Here is a 3,491-nt window from a genome sequence, read left to right as displayed (position 1 = left end):
CCAGCCGGGCCTGCGCCCCGTCGTGCAGATCGCGCTCGATGCGCCGCAGATCGGCGGCCGCCGTGTCGACCACCACCCCGCGGTCCGACTCCAGCTCGGCGATCCGCCGCTCCAACTCGTCGGAGGGGGACAGCAGCCCCCGCACCATCGCCCGGTCCGCGTTCGTCAGCCCCCGCGCCAGATACGGCAGCACCGGCCACAGCACGAACAGCGACGGGACGACCACGACGAACGTCAGGATCCCCCAGGGCAGCCGGATCACGTCGTACAGCACCGTGCGCCAGGCCACCGGGTCCTTCAGCGCCAGCCACATCCGCGGGAGCAGACCGCCCGCCCTGCGCAGCGGCAGCGGACTCGGCTCGTCGACGCGCACCCCGAGCAGCCTGCGGGCCCGCCCCCGCTCGAACCGGCCCATCAGCCGCGCCCCGGTCAGCCCCAGCGTCAGCAACGGGAATCCCACCACCGTGACGGTTATCGCGGCCCCGGTCACGATCACCGCCATCACATAGACGAACCCGAGCAACGACATCGGCAGATTCGTCAGAAGGTGTGCGATCTCCCTCCAGGTCTGCGGGTCGTAGGCGAAACGGACCGGGGGCGGACGATCGTCGTCGTACCCCGCGCCCCCCGGACCGGACGTACCCGGTCGGACGGCGGAGTGGCTGGCGGAAGCGGTCATACGGCTCAGCCTGCCGTCCCGCACGGCGCCGCGCCATGAGGTCTGCTGCCTTCCTCGGGCGGGGGAAAACCCCCGCCCCGCGTCCCGAGCCGTGACGGGCTGCTTACTGTCTCTTTATCAGGGCCTAGACTCCCGTGCGTACAGATCGTCGAACGAGCCGGTCTCCGCGGAAGCTGCCGAGGAGACCGCGTAGAGGCCGAGGTCAGGGAGCGAGGGGACGGACGTGCGGGAACCGACCGTCGATATCGCGGCGGACGTCGCCGCGGACTACTTCCAGTCCTATTCCGTCGTCGGGCTGCTCGCCGTCGTCGGCGTGCTGTTCGTCGCCGTCGCCTTCGGCGCCGGACGCCTGCTGCGCCCGGTGGTCCCGACCCCGGAGAAGCTCCTGACCTACGAGTGCGGCGTCGACCCGGTCGGCGAGGGCTGGGCCCACACCCAGGTCCGCTACTACGTCTACGCCTTCCTGTACGTGATCTTCGCGGTCGACTCGATCTTCCTCTTCCCGTGGGCGACGGTCTTCGCGGCCCCCGGCTACGGCGCGGCCACGCTCGTGGAGATGTTCGTCTTCCTCGGCTTCCTGGCCGTGGGCCTGCTGTACGCCTACAAGAAGGGCGTCCTGACATGGACGTGACGCCGGAAGCCAACCCGTCGCCGGCCGGCCTGCCTGACGCGACGCCGGAGCAGCCGCCCTCGGCGCCCGTGTTCCTGCCCGAGCCCAAGCGACTGGGCGCCCTGGCCCGCCTCGCCCCCGAGCCCATGAAGGTGGTCCTCAACTGGGGCCGCCGCTACTCGCTCTGGGTCTTCAACTTCGGCCTGGCCTGCTGCGCGATCGAGTTCATCGCCGCGTCGATGGCCCGCCACGACTTCATCCGCCTCGGCGTCATCCCCTTCGCTCCGGGCCCGCGCCAGGCGGACCTCATGGTCGTCTCCGGCACCGTCACGGACAAGATGGCCCCGGCGGTCAAGCGTCTCTACGAGCAGATGCCCGAGCCGAAGTACGTCATCTCCTTCGGCGCGTGCAGCAACTGCGGCGGCCCCTACTGGGACTCGTACTCCGTGACGAAGGGCGTCGACCAGATCATCCCCGTGGACGTGTACGTGCCGGGCTGCCCGCCGCGCCCCGAAGCGCTGCTCCAGGGCATCCTCAAGCTCCAGGAGAAGATCGCACGGGAGTCGCTGGACGAGCGGTACGGCACGACCGCGCCCCGCCCGTCCCCGGCGGCCCTCCAGAGCGGCCTGATGAGCCCCCCGCCCACCCCCTCCGCAGAGCCCGCGTCGCCCGAGCCCGCGTCGCCCGAACCCGCGTCACCCGAACCCGCGAAGTCCGAACCTCGCACCGTCGAGCCCGAGTCGGGTACGTCCGAGGAGGGGCGATGAGCACGGTCGGCTGGCTGCCCGCCCCCGCCGAGGAACTCTTCGGTCCGCAGGCCACGGCCGAGGAGTCCTACGACGTCCTGACCGTCGACGTCCCCCCGGGCTCCTGGACCGACGCCCTGCGCGTGGCCCGAGACCGCCTTTCCTGCAGCTACTTCGACTGGCTGAGCGCGGTCGACGAACCCGGCACGGGCTTCCGCGTCTCCGCCCACGTCGTAGCCCTGTCCCCGGTCCGCCGCCTCCTCGTGCGCACGACGATCCCGCACGAGACGCCGGCCCTCGCCACCGCCGTCGACGTCTACGCCGGCGCCGCCTGGCATGAACGCGAGACGCACGAGATGTTCGGCGTCGCCTTCGAGGGCCACCCCGCTCTCGACCACCTCCTCCTCCCGGAGACCTTCGAGGGTCACCCCCTGCGCAAGGACTTCGTCCTGGCGGCCCGCGTCGCCAAGGCGTGGCCCGGCGCGAAGGAACCCGGCGAGTCCGAGCACGGCGGACCCAAGCGGCGCCAGATGCTCCCCCCGGGCGTGCCCGACCCCAACGAATGGGGCCCCCTGAAGGGCCAGCTCCCCCCGGCCCCGACCCGACCGGCCCGCACCGCGGCCGGCCGCGCGACCGGCGAGCGCCCGGCCCGCCCCGCAGCCGACCGCCCGGTGCGCCGAGCCCGCACAACAGCTGAAGGCTCGGCAAGCCAGACCCCGGCGCCCGCGACGACACCCACCGGCACACCCCGCCGCACCCGAACCGCCGACGCCGGCTCGGCCTCCCAGCGAGCCCAGACCCCGGAACCGACGGGAGCACCGGATCCGACTGGGGCATCGGATCCGACTGGGGCATCGGAGTCGACGGGGACACTGACGTCCACAGGAACGCCGGGTCCGACGAAGCCGGCGACGGCAGCGCCAGGCCCAGACGCGCTCGGCGCTGCGGAGGTGACGGAAGCCCCCGGGGACACAGCAGCCACCAGAGCCACAGCAGCCGCCGAAGGCGCAGAGGCCGCAGAGACCACGGGAGCAACGGCCGCCCCGGGAGCCCCGGGAGCCCCGGGAGCCCCGGGAGCCCCGGCAACCCCAGAAGGCACAGCAGCCGCAGAGCCCACGGCGACCGCAGAAGGCACAGCAGCCGCAGAGCCCACGGCGACCGCAGAAGCCACGGAAGCTGCACGAGCCGGTCGGGCGGCCGGAAGCGAGTCGGCTCCGCGGTCTTCCGCCGGGCCGCGCCGCGCGCGGTCCGCCTCGCAGGGCTCGGCCTCGCAGCGCACCCAGCCCCCTGCCGCATCGCCGGCCGGCCCTGCGCGCCCCGCCGCGGCCCCCCGCAGCTCGGACGCCCCGTGGCACCACGCCCGCCCGGCCTTCGACGACCCGGAACCCGAGCGGAAGCCCCGCCCGGCGCCCGAGCGGAAGCCCGGCCCGGCACCGGAGCAGAACCTCGCTCCGGA

Annotated in this window: 4 protein-coding genes; 3 read left to right on the top strand and 1 reads right to left on the bottom strand. The window is 73.4% G+C overall.

Translation table 11 applies throughout. From position 1 onward, the window contains the following. Positions 1 to 679: sensor domain-containing protein (locus tag ACFVYK_RS07920; protein ID WP_389769924.1), on the bottom strand; the 679-nt coding region annotated here is incomplete at its 3' end. Between the two features lie 223 nt (positions 680 to 902). Here ACFVYK_RS07920 and ACFVYK_RS07915 point away from each other — a divergent pair. From ACFVYK_RS07915 to ACFVYK_RS07905, 3 genes are all read left to right on the top strand, one after another. Next, the gene (locus ACFVYK_RS07915) at positions 903 to 1,310 is read left to right on the top strand and encodes an NADH-quinone oxidoreductase subunit A (RefSeq protein ID WP_389769921.1); all 408 of its coding nucleotides are present in this window, start codon (positions 903 to 905) and stop codon (positions 1,308 to 1,310) included. After that, positions 1,301 to 2,056 carry an NADH-quinone oxidoreductase subunit NuoB gene (gene nuoB, locus ACFVYK_RS07910; protein WP_389769919.1) on the top strand — a complete coding sequence of 252 codons (756 nt, stop codon included), beginning with the start codon at positions 1,301 to 1,303 and terminating at the stop codon, positions 2,054 to 2,056. The genes ACFVYK_RS07915 and nuoB overlap by 10 nt, the downstream gene beginning before the upstream one ends. Then, on the top strand, positions 2,053 to 3,491 hold a 1,439-nt coding region (locus ACFVYK_RS07905; protein ID WP_389769916.1), incomplete at its 3' end, for an NADH-quinone oxidoreductase subunit C. The genes nuoB and ACFVYK_RS07905, both read left to right, overlap by 4 nt.

It is taken from the genome of Streptomyces sp. NPDC058291, from assembly GCF_042880855.1.
Taxonomy (GTDB): domain Bacteria; phylum Actinomycetota; class Actinomycetes; order Streptomycetales; family Streptomycetaceae; genus Streptomyces.
This window is presented reverse-complemented; position numbering and strand designations above follow the sequence as displayed.